This is a genomic window from Paraburkholderia sp. RAU6.4a (assembly GCF_050435625.1).
In the GTDB taxonomy this organism is placed as follows: Bacteria; Pseudomonadota; Gammaproteobacteria; order Burkholderiales; family Burkholderiaceae; genus Paraburkholderia; species Paraburkholderia tuberum.
This window is the reverse complement of the sequence record NZ_JBNDKQ010000001.1, coordinates 771,994-789,101: the sequence shown is the minus strand read 5'-3', so window position 1 is coordinate 789,101 and position 17,108 is coordinate 771,994. Positions and strand designations below refer to the sequence as shown.

Annotated in this window: 10 protein-coding genes and 4 pseudogenes; 5 read left to right on the top strand and 9 right to left on the bottom strand. The window is 57.8% G+C overall.

All coding sequences use genetic code 11. The features are described 5' to 3' along the window. The first annotated feature begins 10 nt into the window (after window positions 1-10). Complete coding sequence (locus tag OKW40_RS03610) at window positions 11-808, top strand: IclR family transcriptional regulator (protein WP_429488226.1); 798 nt, start codon at window positions 11-13, stop codon at window positions 806-808. A gap of 555 nt (window positions 809-1,363) precedes the next feature. Here OKW40_RS03610 and OKW40_RS03605 read toward each other — a convergent pair. Further along, window positions 1,364-1,710: pseudogene (locus OKW40_RS03605) on the bottom strand (Asp/Glu racemase); the annotation flags it as partial. Between the two features lie 671 nt (window positions 1,711-2,381). Beyond that, a complete protein-coding gene (locus tag OKW40_RS03600; RefSeq protein ID WP_429488225.1) occupies window positions 2,382-2,999 on the bottom strand; it encodes a MarR family winged helix-turn-helix transcriptional regulator in 618 nt (205 codons plus the stop codon). Window positions 3,000-3,398: 399 nt separating this feature from the next. Here OKW40_RS03600 and OKW40_RS03595 point away from each other — a divergent pair. Continuing rightward, window positions 3,399-4,083: pseudogene (locus tag OKW40_RS03595) on the top strand (transposase); the annotation flags it as partial. A 192-nt stretch (window positions 4,084-4,275) separates the two neighbouring features. Here OKW40_RS03595 and OKW40_RS03590 read toward each other — a convergent pair. From OKW40_RS03590 to OKW40_RS03575, 4 genes and pseudogenes are all read right to left on the bottom strand, one after another. Beyond that, a pseudogene (locus OKW40_RS03590) lies at window positions 4,276-5,459 on the bottom strand (porin). Window positions 5,460-5,577: 118 nt separating this feature from the next. Next, window positions 5,578-6,951: an MFS transporter gene (locus OKW40_RS03585; RefSeq protein WP_429488223.1), complete on the bottom strand. Its 1,374-nt coding sequence runs from the start codon at window positions 6,949-6,951 to the stop codon at window positions 5,578-5,580. A 136-nt stretch (window positions 6,952-7,087) separates the two neighbouring features. After that, on the bottom strand, window positions 7,088-8,854 hold the full coding sequence (locus tag OKW40_RS03580) for an FAD-dependent monooxygenase (RefSeq protein WP_429488221.1): 1,767 nt from the start codon (window positions 8,852-8,854) through the stop codon (window positions 7,088-7,090). A 56-nt stretch (window positions 8,855-8,910) separates the two neighbouring features. Beyond that, a complete protein-coding gene (locus OKW40_RS03575; RefSeq protein WP_429488219.1) occupies window positions 8,911-9,906 on the bottom strand; it encodes an ABC transporter substrate-binding protein in 996 nt (331 codons plus the stop codon). A 258-nt stretch (window positions 9,907-10,164) separates the two neighbouring features. On the opposite strand from OKW40_RS03575, the gene OKW40_RS03570 reads away from it, so the two are divergent. The 3 genes and pseudogenes from OKW40_RS03570 (at window position 10,165) to OKW40_RS03560 (ending at window position 13,477) form a co-directional block, all read left to right on the top strand. Beyond that, complete coding sequence (locus OKW40_RS03570) at window positions 10,165-11,001, top strand: fumarylacetoacetate hydrolase family protein (RefSeq protein WP_429488217.1); 837 nt, start codon at window positions 10,165-10,167, stop codon at window positions 10,999-11,001. 41 nt (window positions 11,002-11,042) lie between these two features. Next, entirely contained in the window at window positions 11,043-11,990 is a 948-nt protein-coding gene (locus OKW40_RS03565; protein WP_429488215.1) for a VOC family protein, read from the top strand. A gap of 977 nt (window positions 11,991-12,967) precedes the next feature. Continuing rightward, window positions 12,968-13,477, top strand: a pseudogene (locus OKW40_RS03560) (transposase). 27 nt (window positions 13,478-13,504) lie between these two features. On the opposite strand, the gene OKW40_RS03555 reads toward OKW40_RS03560, so the two are convergent. The 3 genes from OKW40_RS03555 to OKW40_RS03545 form a co-directional block, all read right to left on the bottom strand. Beyond that, window positions 13,505-14,710: a Gfo/Idh/MocA family protein gene (locus tag OKW40_RS03555; protein WP_429488213.1), complete on the bottom strand. Its 1,206-nt coding sequence runs from the start codon at window positions 14,708-14,710 to the stop codon at window positions 13,505-13,507. A gap of 5 nt (window positions 14,711-14,715) precedes the next feature. Further along, window positions 14,716-16,032 carry a Rieske 2Fe-2S domain-containing protein gene (locus tag OKW40_RS03550; protein WP_429488211.1) on the bottom strand — a complete coding sequence of 439 codons (1,317 nt, stop codon included), beginning with the start codon at window positions 16,030-16,032 and terminating at the stop codon, window positions 14,716-14,718. A 68-nt stretch (window positions 16,033-16,100) separates the two neighbouring features. After that, window positions 16,101-17,075, bottom strand: coding sequence for a PDR/VanB family oxidoreductase (locus tag OKW40_RS03545; RefSeq protein WP_429488209.1), 975 nt, complete (start codon window positions 17,073-17,075; stop codon window positions 16,101-16,103). Between the last annotated feature and the right edge of the window lie 33 nt (window positions 17,076-17,108).

Sequence of the window (17,108 nt, the reverse complement as noted above, 5' to 3'; positions counted from 1 at the left end):
CTTGGGAGACATGCCGCCATCAGTCGGCGTTGCAATTACAGCAATTCCTATGAAAACTATTACAACTGCGTTGCGGTTGCTAGAAGCCTTCAACGAAGGCAGCGAGCGCAAGACTGTGAGAGAGTTGGCCGAGCGATTCGGATTGCCCAAGAGCCAGGTATCGCGCATGCTCGGAAGCTTTCGCGATGCGGGGTGGCTGGAGCAGGATCCCAGGTCTCGCTCCTATGCGGTGGGGTTATCGGCGTACGTCTTTGGTGCGCGGTTCGTGCAGTTTCATCCACTCACGCGGCAGGCTTTCCCGGTACTTAGAGGCGTTGTAGACCGAAGTGGGTTCAACACGACCCTGTCGGTGCTTGACCATCTCAAGCCCCTTTATCTGCTTGGTATCGCCGGATCAGTACCGGTCGATCTTGCCTCTAATTTCGGCTCCTACTTCCCCTTCCATGCGACTGCGGCCGGAAAGGTGCTGGCTGCCTACACTGACGAAGCCACGCGCGAAAAGATGTTACAGACGGCGCCCTTCGAACGTGTCACCAGCCGAACCATCGTGGTGCCGTGCGAATTGGCAGACGAGTTGAAATTGGTTTTTCGGCGAGGCTACGCCACGTCAGATGGAGAGCGTGTCCCTGGCATTGGCGCGATGGCCGTACCGGTCATCGGGCGCGACGGCGAACTTGTTGCCGCGCTCGGCATTGCTTATCCGAGCAAAATGGTCCTACGGGACGATTATGAATATCAGGCCGCGATCTTGAAGAGTGGTGCGCATACGCTGGCGGAACGACTGAATGGCGCGCAGCGAAAATTGTGACTATTGTGCCGTTAGGGTGTCGGCCGCCCGAGGTTGTCGTGAACATCCTTCCGTCCGAGGTGGGGACCATTCGCAAACGGCTAGTCCGCTCGTATCTCTGTCCAAGCTCCACAGCAACGCGGCAACGGTGACGTCTTCTTCCCGCCTATCCTCGACTCGGAGATTGGCGTCTCACCGAACCAGAATAATAGGCGTCACCTTCGAGTGTTCTCTCGACCCTCTCGTTCCCGACCGTTCGCTGCCGCAATTGCATGATGCCAAAATTCGGGATTGGCTCTCTCATGGCCGGACACAGCCGTCGAAGCTGTATGTCGTTAAATGACGGACAGGTCGGCACTTGCGAGGCAGCACCGTTAGGGGCGGCCGGGATCGCGAATATCTGAAGCTTCAGATATTCGCGATCCCGGCCAGACCTCTTGCCTGTTCGTGAAGGCCGGCGCGGCTACTCATTGCTGAGCAGCGCGCCAGCGCCCGGTGCCGTCGGTTCCAAGCCGAGCTGCGTGAGCATCTGGTGCACCGTACAAGCGGCGGTAGACACCGTCGGAATACCCAATCGGCCGAGGTCATCACTGGCGTCAGCGATTGATTGGCGCGTGCGACTGCAGTCAATGCGCTCTCGGTCTCGCGATGGTATCCCGGCCCCATTGCCATAATCGCAACCAGGCACGCCGTACTCATCACATCGACGCGTGCGTCGGCCAGCTCGGCGGCGCACCGCAGACCTTCCTTGTTCATTGCCTATTCTTCCCTAGTCACCTTGTGCATGCGCATGCGGCTCGAGAGTGAAACGTAAAGCGCTTCGGGCGGATCACCTCGCGAGCCCGGAACATTGCGGGAACCTCCGTCTCCATCGTGGTGTTGGAACTGGGCACGATCTGCCCGATGCGATATAGCTTATGCATGATGAAAATCCCAGAGCGATTCAGCGTGCGCCGGCACTACTTGCGCGACCGAATCGCGCCGCACTGCCCGATGCCGGCAGACTGCCGGAGCGCCAGAAGGAGAGAATTGCGAAAAGCGCCAGCGCTGCAGGCACGGCAGCGGCGACGAACAGGTCTGCGGTATGCCAGTTGAGTCGAATGGTTCACGGTGGCTGTGGACATCAAAGCCTTCGCCACCGACCCGTCCTTGAATGTCTTTCCGTAACGCGCCAACTTGTTCTCTCTTTATCGCCCCGATTGCGGTTTTATCCCGGCGGCAACCATTGTGACGCGGGGGGACCGCGAGAACGAAGAAAAACACCGTATGGACTGGTAGCTCTAGCGTCCGACGCACGAACCGATTACCTCGCCGTTTCGAAATACATTAGCTGAAAATATCCGCACACGCGGGACCATATTACGTGAAAACGGGCTCGCGTTGCTTGAGAACGACTCGATGACGACTCGATGACATCGGCCAGGATCCACAGTCAGCGAGAACGTCACATTGGCACGCTGGCGACTGCACTATTCACCAACACTCCGCGAAGACCAAGAGCGTCCAGGTCACGCCCACGTCGCGGTTCATCTGGCCGGCATAATGTCCCGCGTTGCACCCCTCTTGCCCGCACGACCTTTTTTCGACAAGCCCGTCACCGTTCCTCCGACAGTTCGCCGCGTTCTGCGATAAGCCGCCCTAGCTCGCGCGTGGAAAATACCCGGCGGTTCGGATCGGTTGAGTCTGACTCATCGTCGGCCAGGTTCTCGATGATAGCGAGCAGTACTTTCCGCGCAATATTAATCTCGCGGTCGTTTAGCCCTGTGACGCTTATATCATTCACCTCTTCGGCAAGCGGAACGAGCTTCCGTTTTAGTGCCCGTCCTTCCGCGGTGAGAAAGACATGCACGTTTTTTTTATTGTCTGGCCTTTGCCGACGTTCGACGTAGCCCAACGCCTCCATCGCCCTGACAGCTGCGAACGTGGTCGGCGCCATTACTCCTGCCTGTGCGCTCAACTCCTGTTGAGTCAGCCCATCTGTCTCCCATAAGATGCGAAGAAACGTCCAATGACCGAAAGACACGGCGTGTTCTGTGAGGCGCATTTGCAAAGCGCGCACCATTGCTCGCGACGCGTCCCTAACAAGATGCGCGAGACGGTCATTAGGCACAGTATCGTGCCAGTGGCGCAGTACCTCGACTGTCTCAGACCGAGACTTGCCGGACGGACCCGTCTTATTACAATCTGCAGCGATCACATTCTTTCGTGCCATCAAATTGTCCAAATCTCAAGCGTTCATTAGGATCCATGATACCGCGAAGGTGTGGAAGACATGCAATTGCACCGCTAGGAGTACCGTCGGCACACTTGCTGCATTGCACCAGTGACTTTTTTCGGATGGCGCACCGGGTAGCGGCCGTTCGACTGTAAGGCCATGGAAGGCACCGGTTGGTCACCTCCCTACGACATTGTGCTGTTCAGCGTAACATTTCCAGCAATAGCGCGTGATCCGCTCGCTCAGCCGCGTCCCGGCAAGCCCAACATGAGCCTCGGGAACGAGTCGCGTTCATTTGAACTGGTGCGTTAGCAGGCCGCTGAAATAGCTCGCGAACCGATCATCGGAAAGCGTGCGGGGACGTTGAGCTGAGAGCCCCTCATCTTGCGGACGACCATGCGCGGCACCGACACCGTCACCGAGAGCCCGTTCACGTTCAGAAAGCTGAACGAGTTCGTTCCGGCGTCTCATCCGTTGCGGGCGATCCGCAAGATGGCAAACGAGGCGCTGGCGAGGATGGGACCCGGTTATACGAGGCCGACAGCAAAGGTGGGCGGCCCAGTATTGCGCCGGAGAAGTCGCTGCGCGCGATGCTGATCCAGGCGCTGTACCGTTGGTTCATCGGCCTGGCGATCGACGGTGCGGTATAGGCGCCCACGGTGTTCACGAAGAACCGAGAACGGCGGATCAAGCATGACGCGGTGATCGAGTTCTTCAACGTGGTAGTGGCGCTGGCCGAGAACGAGCCGCTGCTGTCGGGCGAGCGCTTCAGCGTGGACGGCACGCTGATTTAGGCTTGATCGGGCCACAAGAGTTTCGTGCGCAAGGGCCGCGACGACGATAAGAATGGCGGTGGCAGCAGCTTCAAGGGCGAGACGCGCGGCAACGACACGCACGCCTCGCGCACTGATGGAACAAGTCGAATCGCCGTTCGGCCGTCGACACTATTGCGGAGACGGTCGGCTATGCGCTCTCGCAGCAAAAGCGCAAGCTCATTGAACAGTCGTTTGGTTGGGTCAAGACGGTGGGGCGCATGCGGGAGGTGATGGTGCGTGGATTCAAAATGAAGAAGGTCGACCGAAGTGGCTGAAGTGACAGCCACGAGGCCTCGAAATGCTCACGAACCGCAAAAATGCACGTTGAATTCGCGCTGATACTGCGCGCTGCGAAAAGCCGCGGTATCAGCCGCGTCCGGCGGGAGGTGCGCGCGTCGATGCGAATTTGCGCAGCCTGTTAGCCGCCTCGTTGAACAGAGGCGGGCACTGATGCCAGCTTAGAACTTCTTCTCCAGCCCAACCCGTATGATGCCCTGATGATTCGACGTAGATGGACTCACTGTATAAATCGACGCAACCGCGTCATGTCCCGTCGAATCGATACCGCTAGCCTTCTGATACACACCGAGTATATAAAGAATGGTTTCCTTGGACAGGGAATAACTCGCATCCAGTGCGGCCTGTTGGTATTTTGCTCCAGTGAATCCCGTCACACCACTCGTCTTCATATATGAATACGCGGCGTTCAGCGAGAAAGCGGGGGTCGCCTGGTAGGTGACATTCAGTTCGCCTGTATTGAACGTCGCCGTCCCGCTGATACCTCCTGCTGGTACCGGTCCGGCCGAAGTGTTGCCGAGCGCCATGAACTTCGTGTTCGAATAGTTGCCACCAAGGAGAAACTGGCCAAGCTTATAATCGGCGCCAGCCGCAATGGTCTGCGACGTGTGCGCGGAGGCAAAGCCCGTGGTGATCGGTGAGCCCGCAAAGTTCGCGCCCGGAATCCCCCCGACGACAGCCGCTGGTGCGCCGGTGTTACCCCAAAAAGACACATTGGGATCTCGAACGTTCAGATAACCAATGCCCGCGCTGAATGGACCGCGACTATAACCTGCGCCTAGGGAGAAGATCTGGTTGCGCGTGTAGTCGCCCGCTACACCACCTAAGCTGTACACCCCCCAAAACTTCATCCTCCGATATCGTGGCTTTTGAATTTGACCGAATTGTTTGTGCGATTGGTGTGCGCGAGCTGATCGACGTCGCCAGGATGCGCGAGGAAGGTTCCTCCCCACGTATTTGCCGCGGCGAACGGATTGACGTAGTCAACGATCGAGTCGTACTGACGACCGAGCGTTACGGCGCCAACGCCGCTGACGACGCCAACATACGCCTGCCGGCCGAACTGGAGCCCGGCTTGTCCGAGCTTGCCGGTGTTTTCATCGAAGCCATTCTCGAGTACGCATATCGCTGCCAGCCCGCCGCCCAGATCTTCCGTACCACGCAAGCCCCAACGACTGCCGTTCAGTTCGCCTGCCGACATGTTGTACAGGCGTTTGCCTCCTGCGTTGCTTTGATAATTCAATCCATTATCGATCAGGCCGTAAAGGGTCACACCGCTTTGGGCATGCGCTACCGCTACGCTAGCCGTGCAGGCAAGCGCCAGGATGATTTTGTCATTAAGTATCCTAATTATCGTATTGAAATGTAATGAGGGGCGATAGCTCACAAGTCGACATGGCGTTCCCGTCAGCTCCCCGTCGCGGGTGTAACGCAAGCCTCTCGTCCTGCGATGCCAGGACTCTCTATTGACTGTTCGGGCGCACCAAGGGATCCGACGGCACGGTGGTGGCCGTGTCAACACCGGCTCCGCCGGAGGCGACATGACGCATCGTGAAGATGCTAGCAGCGGCGATCACGAAGGTCGCTGAGGCAATTATGAACTGCGTAGCCAGATCCCAGTGTGCGCTCAGCATCAGGCCTCCGGCCATAACGCCGCCGACAGATCCAAGTCGGCCGATTCCAAGCATCCAGCTGACGCCCGTGGCGCGATTTGCCGTCGGATAAAAGTCGGCGGCAACAAAGTTCATGCCGCCAACGGCAGCGCAGACCGTGAAGCCGGTGACAAACGCTACGCCGCCGATCAGTGACGGCGTCTGCACCACTTGCCCGAAGGCGACGCAGAGTACCGCTGTAGCCAGCGCCAGCGCGGCGATCACACGATACGCGTTGAACCGGGACATCAAGAAGCCATCAGCGACGCAACCGAGCACCCCGCCACCCATCAGCAGCGCAGTCATTAATGACGCGCTACGCATGGGCAGACCAGCGGCATGGATCAAAGTCGGTAGCCAACTCATCAGGAAGTACATACCCGCCATGTTAAAGAACTGCGCGCACCACAAAGCAACTGTTCCTGCAAGCAGACCTTGTCGGAACAGCATCCCGACCGGCGATCCGACAAGCTTCACCTCATCGATGTAAAGCTGTGCGCCTTTAAAGTTGCGATGTGGCGAAATGCGTCGCAGCGTTTTCTCGACATTGGCGGTGCGCTTCCCGGAGATCAGCAGGAACCGAACGGAGTCCGGCAAGAATGTCCAAAGAACAGGAACCAGTAACAAGGGAACGGCACCGCACCAGAGGAACATATTTCGCCAACCCAGCCCCGCTAGAAGCGCGGCTGCGATCAACGAACCGAGGAATCCGCCCAGCGGGTTAGACACCGTCAACATATTAAGGACGAGGGGGCGCCAGCGCTTCGGGCAAAACTCTGCGGTGAGCGTGATTGCGTTCGGCATTGCTCCGCCGAACCCGAGGCCGGTCAAAAAGCGCAGCACTATTAGCATAGTGAGCGATGGTGCGAAGGCGGAAGCCAACTGACAGATTCCAAACAGTCCGACGGAACCCACGACCAGCAACTTGCGTCCGAAGCGATCGGCAAGCGGTCCAGACGTAAATGAACCGATGCCGATTCCTAGCAGGCCGGCGCCGATTAATGGTCCCACTTGCGCCGCCTCCAGGTCGAAGCTGGCCTTGATTGCTGGGGCGAGGTGCCCCATCAGTAGGTTGTCGAACCCGTCTATAAGCATCGCCAGGAAGCACAGCACCGTAACGATGCCGTGATACGGCGAGAAGCGCTGCGAATCTAGAAATTCGCGGACATTGATCCTATTGCTCATTTGTCTCCACCACGGTCGGGTTGGTTAGTTGCCGTGTTGCATTTATGGCTTGCACAAGCATATTTGCGCGGCGCAGCCGTCTAACAGTTTCAGGACAGCTGCTAGCGCCATTCATCTTTCGTAAATCATTTAAGGCTCAAGAAATTGCTCCGACTCGTCCGTGCTGAAAAGGATCACTTTCAATCGGCCAGGCTGGCCCTTGCTCCGATTTCGTGCTTGCCGCCTCGCGATCCCCGCCGGATACGCTGGATAACAGATGCTCGAGGTCGGCCGGCAAAGTTTCACCCCGCCATGCGACATGCTGATCGGGACGAATCAGAGCAAATTTGACTCCGTACATCGCGCTGGTACGTTGGTCGTCCAACCGAAGCACCTTTAGCGGCATGCCACGTTTGGCTGCGGCTGCCTCAATGAGCGATGTATCGGTTGTTCCTGGGCTGAGGCACAGCAGCGTGAATCCGATGCCTAGCTCGTCGAATAGGGAGCTGCCTGCTCCCCTGCCCTCTCCCAGCCACGCATGCGGCGCCCGGCCCCCAGGAACGCTCGACGGGACGTAGTTGAAAAGATCATCGGCTGGCGGGGGCATGTCTGAGACGATGATCGGTGAGCCGTCATATCGCGCGCCGAGTTGTACCCCAAGCGACGCATATTCCTCCCCAAAGGTACTTAGAAACGCACCTGTTGCAGCGCGCGCGCGAGCACCGGCGTCACTGTCATCGGCTAGTTCTGGTGGTACCGGTACGCTCCCAACGCTTTTCGCGAGCGTCCGTGCAGCTTTGGTGTTACGGACAGCGACCGGCTTTCGTTCGGCCTCGTACGACGCCAGTAGGCTAGCGCCCCCCCAGCCCTGCACCAGCGCGGCGAGTTTCCAGGCTAGGTTGGCTGCGTCGTCCACCCCTGTGTTCATGCCAAATCCGCCGGTCGGGGTAAAGAGATGCACGGCGTCCCCTGCCAGTGCAATGCGTGCTCCTGCAACAAAACGCTCCGCCACTAACGCTACGCCAGCGGTCCATTTGCCGTGCGCGAGAATCTCGAACGGGACATCGGTGCCAGCACACATTCGGAGTACCCGTCGGATCGTATCGGTCGACGGAGGATTGTCGTCGTCGTCGTCGCGTGTCCACAACAAGAATTCGTCAACGCCGTTTAGCGGCACCATCGCCGTGCGCAAATGCGGGTTCACGATCCAGTATTGCCACGACCGCTTGTCGCCGAGAAAGTCCCGATACAGCGTCGGCGCTCGCAAGTAGGTCGATACCATCTTGCCGCCGAAGAACGCCTGCTTCAAATTCTCGAATCCCTCATAGCGAATTCCCAGTTTTTGGCGAACGGAGCTGCGACCGCCATCGCAACCTACAAGGTACGCGGCGTGCCATTCTTCGCGGCGCCCGCTTTCCTGGTGTACGCAAGCGAGCGAGATATCAGCGGTCCCCTCGTGGAATTCATCAACTTGCCAACCGAACCGCAGTTCGATATTGGGCCGGCGTTGCGCCTCGTCGAAAAGGATGGGTTCCACATACATCTGATTTGCGCGGTGAATCGGCTCGAGGATTTGATCAAGCCTGTCCGAGTGATCGCGGGCCTTCAGCTTCTCTTGCTCAGAAGGAAGCGCAATGCGCGCCAGTTCATGGCCGTTGAAGCTTGTGAAATAACTGACATCGGTAGGATGATCTGGTGGCAGACCTAACCCTCGGATGCGATCCGCGAATCCCAGCCGCCGATAATGTTCCATCGTGCGGGAATTATGCGTACTGCCTTTCGGGTGAATGCGTACTGTGCGCTCTGTGTTGAAGACTACGCTGCGAACGCCGTGCCGATCGAGGAACATGGCCAGCATCAGTCCGACCGGTCCGCCTCCGACGATTGCAACCGGCACGTGCCGGATTCCGTTTGATGCACTCACTTGCTCTCTCCGCCAGATTGAATTTGCTCGAAAACGCTGCACGACAGCGAGATGTGCTAGACCTTGAAGCGTTCTAGTGTCGACGGAACGAAGAGTTCAGGCACGCTCAGTTGGCGCACTGTTGTACCGTGCTTGTAGGCGTACTTGACCATTGCCTCAAGAGTCGGGAGGTTTGGCTCCACGCCATACGGCCAGAAATCTCGACCCATAGCCGCGGCAGTCTCATCGATATGGGAACCTAACCAGGGCAACGTAACTGCGAGCGCACCGCGATTGGTCAACTCCTCCACTGCGACGCGCTTGGCTTCGGTGAACGCTGAGACCACCGAATTAGCCAGCCATGGATGCTGTTGCACCAGTTCTCGCCGAATTCCGACCACGTGCATGATGGGGAAAATGCCGGTGCGCTTGTAGTAGCTCGTCTCTTCTTCGCGATAGTTTTCGAACATGCGCTTGATACCCGGCTGCCCGCGAGTAAAGCAGCCGGGTGGGCGCATCGCGATCAACGCGTCAATGCCGCCATCAGAGAGCATGGCGTCTAAGGTTGTGTCATCAGAAATTGGCGAAATTCGGATCGATGACGGGAGGTCGAGCGTCATCTTTTCGACCCTACCTGGTTCCTCGAGACCGCCCCGAAGCCACTCAAAATCCGCAGGTGTCACACCATATTCACCGTCGAGCAGAGCCCGTACCCAAAGCGCCGCCGTAACCTGATATTCAGGAACGCCAACTCGCTTACCGCGGAGATCTGCCGGTCGATGAATGTCGCGATCTTCACGCACATAGATCGCTGAGTGACGGAAGGTGCGCGATACGAACACCGGCACCGCGACATACGGCGTAGTCTCGCCACGGCTCAGCGCCAACATGTACGAACTCATCGAAAGCTCGCAGACATCGAATTCGGTGCTCTTGTAAGCGCGGAAGAAAAGCTCCTCGGGCTTCAAGTCGAGAAAAGTTACCTCGCAACCTTCGATGCCCACCCGCCCGTCGCGAATCGCCCGCACCCGATCATAGTCCTTACATGCCACGCTTATAGCCAACTTTTTCATAGAGCCTGCCGTTCATCTTGAAGTGTGAGAGGGACAGCGGCCGACCGTTCGGCCCACCAAACTAGACGCCATTCTTTCGCCAATTCATTGCTGCGACACCGTCAGGGTAACTAGGTACTTATAGGGTAAGCACCGGCCCCAAGGTTGCGTTCAGCCGCTTGCTAAACTTAGATATCTAACTCATAATCTATCCATGCCTTCCCCTGCTGTCAAGGTAAGGCAAACCCGGTTCACTCAAAAATCCGCAAGGAAATACCGATGCGCTACACCCGATTCATGCTGGATGGAAAGGCCACTCTCGGCGTTCGCGAAGACGACCGGATCCGCGTAGTGGGCACGGAATCACTTGAATCCCTGCTCGCCCGCGGTATCGATCTGGTCGAGTATGGGCGCATGCCCGGATCAGTATGGGTCGATCCACGAGACGTCACCCTACTGCCGCCGCTGAGCCGGCCGCCGAAAACGTTCTGCATCGGTCTGAACTATGCGGATCACACTGCGGAAAGTGTTTACGAGCAGCCTGACTACCCGACCATATTTCCCCGCTTCCATACGAGTTTTGTTGCGCACGATGCTCCCATCGTGCGACCGCGTTGCTCCGATTCATTGGACTTCGAAGGCGAACTGGCCGTTGTGATCGGCAAGGGAGGACGTCATATTGCAAAGGAAGACGCGCTTACCTGCATCGCTGGCTACTCGGTATTCAACGACGGGTCAGTGCGCGAATATCAGTTCAAGTCGCCGCAGTGGACTGTCGGCAAGAACTTTGACGGGACCGGCGGCTTTGGCCCCGACTTTGTTACGGCGGACGAAATCCCGCCCGGCGGCAAAGGCCTGCATCTGCAAACGCGGCTGAACGGCGAAGTGGTTCAATCAGCGAGCACGGACGACATGTTGTTCGATGTCGCAACGATTATCTCCATTATCAGTGAAGCGATTACGTTGGAACCGGGAGACCTGATCGTCACGGGGACTCCGTCCGGGATCGGCTGGGCGCGAAAGCCGCGTTTGCTGATGAAGCCAGGCGATGTTTGTGAAGTCAGCATTTCCCAGGTGGGTACGCTCGTCAACCCTATCGTCGATGAACAGGACTGAAGAGCGTCCCGAATCCCGAACATTCAAAGGAGAAGACGAACGTGAGCGCGTCTAATCTGTTACCTGGCGATCACGCGGCTGTAGCCATACATTCCATCGACCATTTTGCGTTGACGGTGCCCGATCTGGAGGCCGCGGAGCATTTCTTTTCGTCCTTCGGACTAGACGTCTGTCGCGATGCGCATGGCCTTGAGCTCCGCGCGACGGATGGCCACCGATGGGGCCGCATCTTCAAAGGCGAACGAAAAGCATTGGCATACTTGTCGGTGAGCTGCTTTGAACGGGATTTTGCTAGCTTGCGACAACAGCTTGAGGTGGCGGGTGCAGTCGGAGCAGACCGGCCGCCGCAGGCCCTGGGCGACGGAGGCGTCTGGTTCCGGGATCTCGATGGCAACTTGCTTGAACTGAAGGTCGGACCAAAGACCACGCCTTTCGCAAAGGAACCGAATCCTTGGATCAACGTTCCTTCCAACGTTCGCGGTTCGCCGAATAGAGCAGCGACGGCGATTGTCAAGCCGCGGCGACTGTCGCACGTCCTCTTATTTACACCTGACGTGTCGCGCGCGCTCGAGTTCTATCGCCGAGGTCTTGGCGTAAGGTTATCAGACAGATCTCAGGACATCATCGCGTTCTCCCATGCGCCTCATGGCTCTGACCATCATCTGATCGCCTTCGTAAAGAGTTCCGCCAAGGGCTGGCATCACAGTGCATGGGAGGTCGACGGCGTCGACGAAGTCGGTCTCGGGGCGGCTCAGATGTCGCGGGCCGGATACCATGAGGGCTGGGGTACCGGCCGACATGTCCTCGGCTCGAACTACTTCCATTACGTCCGTGACCCGTGGGGATCGTTCAGTGAGTATTCGGCGCACATCGATTATGTCGACGCGGGCGTCGAGTGGCCTGCGGGCGATCACGCGCCTGAAGACTCCTTGTATCTGTGGGGACCCGACGTCCCGCCCTACTTTATCGTCAACACGGAGATTGATTAAGGCGCTGTATGCCGCAAATAGGCGCAACGCTCCATGCCCAAGTTCGTGAGCACCCGGACCCCCGTTTGCGCTAACCATATCTCGCCGAGGTGAGCGAGCATATGCTTCGGAACCGCAATCGATGACGCCTGCGACATCGCGGCGTTACACCGCTAATCGCGCCGTCGGCTCATTAGCGGCAGCGCTCTCGACCACACACTGGATAGTCGAGCGTTCTGTTCCGCAACCCAGCGGTTGGTACGCCGCGACCGATAAGGGACGTTCGAGCGGCTTTACCTATGGTTCGCGTCTACGATCATCTGCGGGAGAACCTAAGGCCTCTTCGACCGCTTCTGCGGCGGTTCGCCGCTATGACGTTCTCCTGACAGCGGATACTTCAAAAGAATGCGGGGTTTAGTGAGCGCGCCGCGTGCCATCGCCCAATTTTCGCGGACGCACTCTTTCGTCTTGCTACCGGTACCGGTTCGCGTTCGTCAACGGGACCGAGGTCAACAACCTTGAGACGGGAACTTTACGTGCGCAGTGGCTGGCGCGAATCCTTGCGCTCATTGCATTAATCGCGACCAGATCCTGCGCATCTTTGGGCGTCGTTTGTTCAAAGCGAACTTCAATCACTGATAGATCTTGATAGGTGTCCGCCCCATACCGTAATCACGTTCCGTGCCAGGAAACACTCATCGCAGGCCGTTCTGGATTAGGCGGGAATACGCTCCATGTGCCGTCACGGTGGCGAAAGAAAAACATTGCAACCGAGCCCGCCGGTCGCAGTGCCTCGACGCGTACATAGCAACCCTGATGCGAGCGGACGTGCCTGAACACGGTGACTCGAACCGCCATCGCCGGATCCGGTGCGAGCCAATTTTCGACCATCAAACGCAGAGATTTTCCTGTGCTAGCGATCGGCTGCTCCTTCATTTTCCGTTGAGTCGGCTCCCAATTACCGTAGCCGCGATGCAACTCATGCCACAGGAAATCGGATCGCTCGCATAGTCCTTCGAAGGCACTGGAACAAGCCGGCGCCAATCAAGCACAAAACCTTGTACCGCGAACTTTTAACTCATGATGCCCGGCACGGCATTTATTCCGCACAGGACTATCCGAAGCGTTTGCGGATCCCCTTCAAGGACCCGGAATCGGGCAAGAGAATGATGTTCATGACCACAACGACGCTGCCACCTTTGATCATCGCCGCGCTGTACAAGAATCGCTCGCAGGTCGAGCGGTTCTTCAAGTGGATCAAGCAGCCCCTGCGCATCAAGCCCTCGGCACAAGCGAGAACGCGGTGAAGACCCAAACCTGGCGCGCTGTGCCCACCTACGTGCTGATCGCCGTCGTCAACAAGGAGCTTCAACTCGATGCCTCGCTCTACACGTTGCTACAGATTCTTTCGGTCTTTGTGTTCGCGAAAACCGAGATTTCGCGCACCTTGCGGCCTGGTCCATCACTCCCGGAAATGCCGCAATCCCAACCAACTGAATCTGTTATAAATTTAACCGGACATTACTGACCCAGACCTATCTTTCAGCTTGGCCAAGCATAATGTCGGACTGCTCGCGGCTCGAGCGCAACATTGCGATGCAGGCTTCCAGCGTGCCGCGCGCCCACCTGCCATCGTGAAACGGAGTAATTCCGTCGAACACCGCGGCGTGTAGTTCATCGATTACTTCCACCCGCGGGATAGTGGGAATCGAGAGGCGAAGTTGCTCAACGCAATGATCGCGATAGATGAGTATTTTGTCGGCAAGAGGCCGCAAGTCTGCGCGTTCGCACGATACAATCAGAGGTCCAAAGTGGTGGTGGCCACCAAGATACCGGTCTGAACGGCCTGTGGGAGGCATGTATGCTGAGCCGCCGAACGTGCCCTCTGCTTTGAGGCGCGTTTCTTCATTGGACGAGTGAACATTCGAGAGACGTCGACGCGCAAGCCCGTAGGCCTCTGGTCCTTTTTTGCAGCCAGTCTCGCTAATCCAGCCGATCCATTCGTCGGAGTCAAAATGCCCGTATCCACTGTAAGAAACCGACGCGAATGCACCGTTCTCGAACCAGAGGATGCCGCTATATGCACCCTCGGTCGGTCGCGCGGTGTCCCAGTTACCCGCCGCGGCACGCACCCGCGTTGCCCTGCTGCCGGCGAGAAGACGTACGACATCGATTTGGTGTGCTGCCTGGCTGAAGATGGCCCCGCCACCTTCAGCAGTAAGCAATTCCTCGGGACGGCGAGGTCGGTACAAATAGTCCGTGTAATTGAGCGAGTGGATCATCCGCACGGTGCCGAATCGTCCGGACTCGACGAGTTCGCGGGTCCTCAAGTAGGGCGTGTCGAAGCTATGGCAATGCCCTACAATCAGATGCACTTTCGCTTTGCGGCACGTCTCGATCATTGTGTCGCATTCGAGAAGGCTGAGCGCCATCGGTTTTTCCACAAGAACGTGCTTGCCGTGGGCAGCGGCGATTTGTGTATGTTGCGCATGAAACTGATGGGGACTAGCGATGTAAAGCGCGTCGACCGAGGAATCGCCCGCCAGCGCCTCAACATCGTCATAAGCGGGCGCGCGGAACTCCGTGCTGAACTGTTCCCTTGCTTCTTTTCGGGGGTCACAGGCGGCGGCCAAGACGATACGCGGATCGCTCAGGAACGTCGGCAACATCAGCGAGAACGCGCGCCCCAGTCCAGCCACACCCAGTCTTAACGGTTGGGAAAATCGATGGAGCGTGGTCATATGCGCTAGACCTGATAGTTCGGCTCGCCAGCGGCGACGCCCTCGCGCTTCTCCCATACTGGACTAGCATCGAACGAGCGCCAATCGGTATCTTTTGGAACTATCGCCTGGAACGAGCAGAGCCCCCGCGGCGGTGCCTTCTCACCGGTGCCGATCGCAGTATCCCCTTCCTGGAAAGCATTGAGAGCGTCCAGCATAACGCGACGGAACTCGACGACGGCGAGATCGCTCGCTCCCAGTCGCTCTTCTGACCGATTGGAAATTGGACCCATCGTTACCCACATGGCGATGTCCTGATTGGGAAAGCCTTGAATGCCGGTGAAGCTACCGTTTTTCATAGACTCCCGGTCCTGCCAGAAATTATTTTCCCTGTTGCGCAGGGGACGGTACCGTTCGTCCAGATCCGTCCCGACGCGCTGACCCAAGTATTTTCGCCACGTCTCGGTATCGGGGGTATTGTCCGGATCGCCCCAGGCCAAGAAATAAAAGGCCGTTGTCGTGTCGTCGACCGGTACGTTGACGTTGGCAATGTTATAGGTATTGTTTGGCGGAATGAGCGCAGTGGCCGGCGCTACAAATACTGTCGAGCGTACGTAGTCGTGGGACGAAGCGTTCTGGATAGGACGGCGCAATGCCGCATAGCGGAAGCCATACGTCGTGCGCTCGACTTGCATGCGCGGGGCTTTATCCGTTGACGGACGCAGCCATGTGGCGTCCATTTTCGCCTCTGCGCTGTTCACACGGGCAGGGACGATATCCGAAGAATGCAGGCTTGAGCTATGTGCCGAATCTATCGCGCCTTCGAGCACCTGCGCCCAATTGCATGGCAGGATAGCCTTCGCAATAGTCACCCGTACGCCAGCCGTCGGTGCCCAAGGCGGGGGTACAAATTGCGGAATGGCGTCTTGCGGTCCCATGTAGGCCCAAACGAACCCGCCCCATTCTTTTGTTTCATATGCGCGATGCTTAACTTTCTTCGTCGTCTGGCTCGCCGGAGGTTCGGAGACCATTTCGATAACATTACCTTTCACATCCATCTTCCAGCCGTGATAGAGGCAGCGCAACCCGCATTCCTCATTGCGTCCGAAAACGAGGGAAACTCGGCGGTGAGGACAGTACTCATCCATAACGCCTACGCGCCCCTCGGTGTCGCGGAATACCACTAAATCTTCCCCAAAAATTCGCGCCCTAACCGGAGCCCCGTCAGGTTCGCTGACCTCCTCAATCAGGCAGACCGGCGTCCAATGTCGGCGCATCATCTGCCCCATTAATGCGTCGCCTTCAATGCGGCAGAGCAATTGATTTTCTTCATCTGTGAGCATTTTTGTTTCCCAGAAAGTTTGATAGCTATGTCGTCCGTTGGACGTTCTAATCCGGCCAGATCCTCTACCTAGAGGTCAAGCACCAGCTCGGAGTCTTTGGCACGTGAAACGCAGATCATGATCTGGCTCGCCTTCTCTTCGTCAGTAAGAACCATGTCGCGGTGCTCGACCGCACCGCTGCACAGCCCGGTACGGCAGGATCCGCAGGTGCCGCTCTCGCACGAACTGGGAACGCGGATGCCCTGATCGCGCAGGATCTCGAGAATCGACCTGCCCTTCGGAATCTCAAAACTTTTGCCCGAGCGATGCAAGGTGACACGGAATGGCTCGTTTTGAGCCAGAAGTGTCGAGTCCACGCCGAAGCTTTCGAAGTGGACATGACCCTCAGGCCAATGGCCGGTCATGTCCCTAACCGCATCCATCAGCGGTCGAGGGCCGCAGCAATAGACATGAGTATTATTCGCAGGCTTCTCGAATACCGGCCAGAAGTCGAAGGCTCGCTCACCGTCGCCGAAGTCGTGGTGAATCGTGACGTGCGATGACCAGTCCTGGCCGCTCAACTCATCGCGAAATGCGGTCATGTCCGGGCTTCGCGTGCAGTAATAGAGCGCGAAACGGGCGTCGCCGCGAGCCTTGAGGGTACGCATCATTGAAAGAATCGGCGTTATTCCGATACCTCCCGCTACGAAGACGTAATCGGTGGCTCGGGTGTTCAATTCGAATTCATTCCGCGGACCCGATACGTCAATCCCGTCCCCTACGTTCAGTTCGTCCGTCATGCTGATTGACCCGCCACGTCCGAACGCGTCGCGTTTTACCGCTATCACGTAGCGGTCCCGCTCGGCCGGAGCGTTGCAAAGCGAATAGTTACGCATCGTGCCATTGGGGGCGCGCACCATAACATGGGCGCCCGCCGTAAAGGGCGGCAGATCGCCTTGCATGGGGGCTCTCAACTCGAAGCTGAAAATTCCCTTTGCGACTTCCTTCTTCTCGTGCACGACCAGCCGTGAAAACACGAGCTCTTGCTCCCCGGCTTCACTCATTTCCTTTCTCCTTGCGCACTGCATCACCTTAGT

What these genes read in the sequence shown, in the direction of transcription:
- OKW40_RS03545 (WP_429488209.1), bottom strand. Translation starts at nt 17,075, where the DNA reads ATGAGTGAAGCCGGGGAGCAAGAGCTCGTGTTTTCACGGCTGGTCGTG.
- OKW40_RS03570 (WP_429488217.1), top strand. Translation starts at nt 10,165, where the DNA reads ATGCGCTACACCCGATTCATGCTGGATGGAAAGGCCACTCTCGGCGTT.
- OKW40_RS03600 (WP_429488225.1), bottom strand. Translation starts at nt 2,999, where the DNA reads ATGGCACGAAAGAATGTGATCGCTGCAGATTGTAATAAGACGGGTCCG.
- OKW40_RS03550 (WP_429488211.1), bottom strand. Translation starts at nt 16,032, where the DNA reads ATGCTCACAGATGAAGAAAATCAATTGCTCTGCCGCATTGAAGGCGAC.
- OKW40_RS03575 (WP_429488219.1), bottom strand. Translation starts at nt 9,906, where the DNA reads ATGAAAAAGTTGGCTATAAGCGTGGCATGTAAGGACTATGATCGGGTG.
- OKW40_RS03610 (WP_429488226.1), top strand. Translation starts at nt 11, where the DNA reads ATGCCGCCATCAGTCGGCGTTGCAATTACAGCAATTCCTATGAAAACT.
- OKW40_RS03555 (WP_429488213.1), bottom strand. Translation starts at nt 14,710, where the DNA reads ATGACCACGCTCCATCGATTTTCCCAACCGTTAAGACTGGGTGTGGCT.
- OKW40_RS03585 (WP_429488223.1), bottom strand. Translation starts at nt 6,951, where the DNA reads ATGAGCAATAGGATCAATGTCCGCGAATTTCTAGATTCGCAGCGCTTC.